Below are 4,514 nucleotides of genomic sequence, written 5' to 3'. Positions count from 1 at the left end.
GTCACGGCAGGCCTGCCAATCGTCGGCGGCGGCTGCAGGGTCGACGCGCTCGCCGCCCAGATGGCCGCACGCCGTCTCTACCGCCGCGACCGCGCCACGCAAGCGCAGCCACAGCGTCCCGCCTCCATCGTCCGTCCAGCGCACGCGCCCGCCTTCCATTGCAATTAGTGAGAAAGCTGCTCCAGCGACTGCCCCTTGGTCTCAATGCCGAACAGCACCACCACGATGGCTGCCGCGACGAAGCATGCAGCGCCAAGGGAAAAGACACCCGCCTGTCCGGCGACCGGCAAGACGATGCCGACGATGTAAGGCCCAATGAGTGAGCCGATGCGACCGATGGAGGATGCGAAGCCCGCGCCAGTTGCACGAGATCGCGTTGGATACAACTCAGGCGTGTACGCGTAAAGAACCGACCACATGCCGAACATGAAGAACTGCATGCACAGACCGGCAGAAATCAACTGGGCAATCGGGGCCTGAGTCGCGGCAGCTTGTCCGTACATGTATGCTGCGGCCGCACTTCCGACGAGCATAAGGACGCAGGTCGGCTTGCGCCCCCATTTCTCCAAGAGCCATGCGGAGAAGATGAAGCCTGGAATGCCTGCAACAGAAATGTAGACTGTATAGAGAACTGACTTGGTCACTTCATACCCGGCTTGTTGAAGCAAGGCACCCAACCAAGTCGTCAGCCCGTAATACCCAAGCAAAGCAAACAGCCACAAAGCCCACAACATGGCTGTGCGTTTTGCGTAAACGCCTTTCCAGAGTTCCGCGAACGCAGCGCCGCGACCGACCGCGCTCTCTGATGCCATGCCCGGCTGCACCGCGGGCAGAGACTTCATTCCGGACGCACGAAGCACCTTTTGTTCGAAGCCACTCATGACGGTGTCCGCGACATCGTGCCGGCCCGCGTCTTCAAGCCACCGGGGAGACTCCGGGATGTTGCGTCGAACAACAAAGACGAAGACGGACGGAACAGCGAGGGCGATAAAGATGCCACGCCATCCAATGACCGGCAAAAAGAAATAGGCCGCCACCCCTGCTGCAATGAAGCCGATGGGCCAGAACCCTTCGAGGATCGCAACATACCTGCCCCGGCTCTTCGCGGGAACGATCTCAGAAACCATCGCCAGACCAATGGGAAATTCCATCCCCATTCCAAATCCAAGCAAGACGCGATATGCCATCAGTTCGTTGGCGCTATGCGAGAGACCACACATTAGGCTGCCGACGCCCCAGAAGATCATGCTAAGTTGAAAGACCGGCTTTCGTCCAAACTTATCGGCCAGCATTCCTGCCGTCGCAGCTCCCAGGAACATACCCAAAAAGCTCGAACTTGCCAGAAGGCCCGTTTGCATGGCCGTGAGGCCAAACTCCGTTTTAATCGAACCAAGAACGAAGGTCATGATGCCGAGGTCCATCGAATCGAAGAACCAGGCAGTGGCGATGATGGCAAACAGGCGGCGCTGATAACCCGTCATCGGCAGCCGCTCTAGGCGGCTGCCGATGGTCGCGCGGGAATTCGCGGTGGCCGCTACCGTCGGTATCGAGCCGGAGGGTATCTTGCTGGCGACAGTACTCATGAAATTGTCTATCTATACATCTGATGGGCAACTGATATACTACAAGTATCCTTGTGAGATCGCACTAGGGACGACCCTAGTGCTTTAGCCCTCGATGTATGACTGGACAGGGGCTAGTCCACGGGGACTGCTGGTGATGATCGACAGTGCGCGCAGGGTCTTTGAGATGGTCACGCTCTTGGACTACAGCACGATCGGATGGCTCGGGGCTTGCCGCCGGCTTGGCAGAGGTAGACGATCACCCGGGTTGCTACCAGCTGGCGGATGGATGGTGTCGGTGAGCAGCATCAGCGCGCAGGCGCCGGCTGCGGCCATGGCTGCCCAGCCTTGTCTCAGCGCGTGCAGGAAGGCTAGGCCGATGGCCGACGACAGCATGTGGCCACCGAAGACGTTGCGGGGCCGCGAGAAAGGGGCCGCGGGGAAGCCGAACAACAGCACGCAGGTGGCGCCGAGTGAGCCGAGCACCCAGGCTTTCCCGGTCAGCGCGGCCAGCGCGCCGACGGCGGACAGGGCCATGAAGGCCCCCAGGCCCGCGAGCAAGGTGTCGGCGACCCCACAGCGTCGAGAGCTGCCCGCTTGAACGGTCCCTGGGGGCGATGCGGACACGGCTGGCTTACTTGCTGCCGAAGCGGGCGGCTTCTTCCGAACCCTTCGTGGCGTTGCCTGCGCTGTACGAATGGGCACCCACACCGGCCAGCTTGCCACCCTGCACGATGAGGTATTCATCGCGGATCGGCCGGTTCTCGAAGTAGCACTCCAGGATCTCGCGCGTGCCAGCCGCATAGCGCGCCTGGGCCGACAGGCTGGTGCCCGAGATGTGCGGTGTCATGCCGTGGTGGGGCATGGTACGCCAGGGGTGGTCGGCCGGCGCCGGCTGCGGGAACCACACGTCGCCCGCGTAGCCCGCCAACTGGCCGCTTTCGAGTGCGGCGGCGATCGCATCGCGGTCGCAAAGCTTGCCGCGTGCGGTGTTGATCAGGTAGGCGCCACGCTTGAAGTTCTTCAGCGACTGCGCGTTGACCATGTGCTCGGTCTCGGGATGCAGCGGGCAATTCAGCGTGACGACGTCGCACACCTTGGCCAGGCTTTCCAGGCTCGTGTGGTGGGTCAGGTTCAGTTCCTTCTCCACGGCCTCGGGCAGACGGTGCCGGTCCAGATAGTGCAGCTTCACGTCGAAGGGTTTGAGCAGCCTCAGAACCCGCAGCCCGATGCGGCCGGCCGCCACGGTGCCGACCTGCATGCCTTCGAGGTCGTACGAGCGGGCCACGCAGTCGGCGATGTTCCAGGCGCTGCGTGGCAATCCGGTCGCCGGGGCTCAATGCGCCTTCCTTTGCGAGCCGCACCAGGCGCAAGGTCCCGGGCGGCACGGGCTCGAGCAGTGCCGGTTGGGTGTACGAACCCACGAAGCGGCGGCGGCAGATGTGTCGAGCCGACTCGCGGGTCTGTTCGTCCATCAAATCGCCATAGGAGCGCGCGTCGCCGCTGAGGAGTTCGTCGAGCATGGCTTCGCTGCGCAGTTGCGCATCGGCGTCGAGACGTTCGATCGAGACCTTGGCCCACAGGGGCAGGTACTGGTAGGGCGTCGGTCCCATGTCAGTGGTCCCGCGCCGGTGAGGATTCGACTTGCGGCTGGGCGGGCTCGGCACCGAAGCGGGCCAGCAGCCGGTCGATCTGCGGGATACCGAAATCCCAGGGCTCAAAGCCGCGGCCGTTCGGGCGTATGCCTTCGGCCTGAACCACGCTCAGGGCTTCGACCTTGATCTCGCGCAGCCGGTGCAGCGCTTCATAGACAAGCTGGGCTTCGCTGTCGCCGAGCAGCGCCTCCAGGTTGACGGAGGGCCTGAGCGAGACCGGATCAGGGCGGTCGGGGGATGACGTATTCATGGTGTTCTCCTGTGGTTGAGGGAACACCGTTCTCTGGGAGACGGTGCTCCCAAGGGAAAAAGGACTGGCGGGATGAGCCCGCGCCGGGCAGGTGACGACTGCGACGCCCGGACGAGTCCGGGGGCTTCCTACGCGGAAGTGCGGTGAACCTCCAGTGTGGAGGCTGCGCCAAGCACTGCGGGCCATCCTGGCGAAGCGCCGTTGGCAATCGGCCGGCATGCCGGCCGGTTGCCGGTGGCGAATGCGGCAAGGGGATGCCCGCCCGGTCGCAGTTGCGGCGGTCGTGCCCGAGCCTTTCTCGGAATGCATTCACGGTGGCTCGATTCCATGACACCTTCGCTCCCGCACAGGCTACCGACGCGTCACGGTACTTGGCCCCTCGCCTTGGGACCACCGCGTGAGGCCGACGGCTGATTGCAGGCCTGCCGCCGTTCCGCTTGCTGCGCGGCGGGGGCCGCAGGCGGTCGCGCGGGCCGATTGATGGGGAAGGGGGCTACGTCGAAGGAGGCCGCGAGCGGGACAGTGCAGTGGCCAGTGGCAGTTCCAGGCAATCAGAGGCGCACACCCCGGGCTCGGCGGGGGATGAACGATGCGCTGGCCGGTGCAGAACGGCGCGGCTCGGCGCGATCCAGACGCGGTCTTCGTCGACCGCCGCACGCCCATCGACGATCAATGAGTACTCCGCGATCGAGGTCGGCGGCCAGACCAACGCCACCTCGGGCTGTGCAACCAGATTCGCTCGCGTGCGGCGCCCGACTTCGTCGAGCACCAACAGACCGTCCCGGAAACCGGGAACGACTGCAACCGCGTGCGGCGGACCGCCTCCGCGCGTGTCATCAGGTACGCAAACGCGTATCGGGCCATGACGTCGTCCAACGACGGTAGGTCCACAGGAATGCTCATGTCGGGCCCATTCCTCTCTGAACTCGTTTAGGTTGCCATCCAAGCAAAGTTCAGAGTGTGCGCCGATTCGTTTGAAAGTCGGCGTGGTCCGGGCCGGCCCCGGGGGTTGAAGCGGGACGCTTCGGCGGGACTATGAAGGCTCCC

At 64.0% G+C, this 4,514-nt stretch carries 5 protein-coding genes; all 5 read right to left on the bottom strand.

What is annotated here, in order from left to right; all coding sequences use genetic code 11:
- Positions 1-164 precede the first annotated feature (164 nt).
- Positions 165-1,583 (bottom strand): MFS transporter, encoded by a 1,419-nt coding sequence (locus tag VMR39_RS21475; protein ID WP_325418919.1) that lies wholly within the window; start codon positions 1,581-1,583, stop codon positions 165-167.
- Positions 1,584-1,766: 183 nt separating this feature from the next.
- Entirely contained in the window at positions 1,767-2,309 is a 543-nt protein-coding gene (locus tag VMR39_RS30630; RefSeq protein ID WP_082136729.1) for an HPP family protein, read from the bottom strand.
- Positions 2,197-2,883, bottom strand: coding sequence for an NAD-dependent formate dehydrogenase (locus VMR39_RS21465; RefSeq protein WP_325418915.1), 687 nt, complete (start codon positions 2,881-2,883; stop codon positions 2,197-2,199). Before VMR39_RS21465 ends, VMR39_RS30630 begins: the two co-directional genes overlap by 113 nt.
- Positions 2,884-3,176: 293 nt before the next feature.
- Positions 3,177-3,467, bottom strand: coding sequence for a hypothetical protein (locus tag VMR39_RS21460; RefSeq protein ID WP_059400105.1), 291 nt, complete (start codon positions 3,465-3,467; stop codon positions 3,177-3,179).
- Between the two features lie 493 nt (positions 3,468-3,960).
- Entirely contained in the window at positions 3,961-4,239 is a 279-nt protein-coding gene (locus VMR39_RS21455) for a hypothetical protein (protein ID WP_325418910.1), read from the bottom strand.
- Positions 4,240-4,514: the final 275 nt, after the last annotated feature.

The organism is Sphingobium sp., from assembly GCF_035511395.1.
Classification (GTDB): Bacteria; Pseudomonadota; Alphaproteobacteria; order Sphingomonadales; family Sphingomonadaceae; genus Sphingobium.
This window is presented reverse-complemented; position numbering and strand designations above follow the sequence as displayed.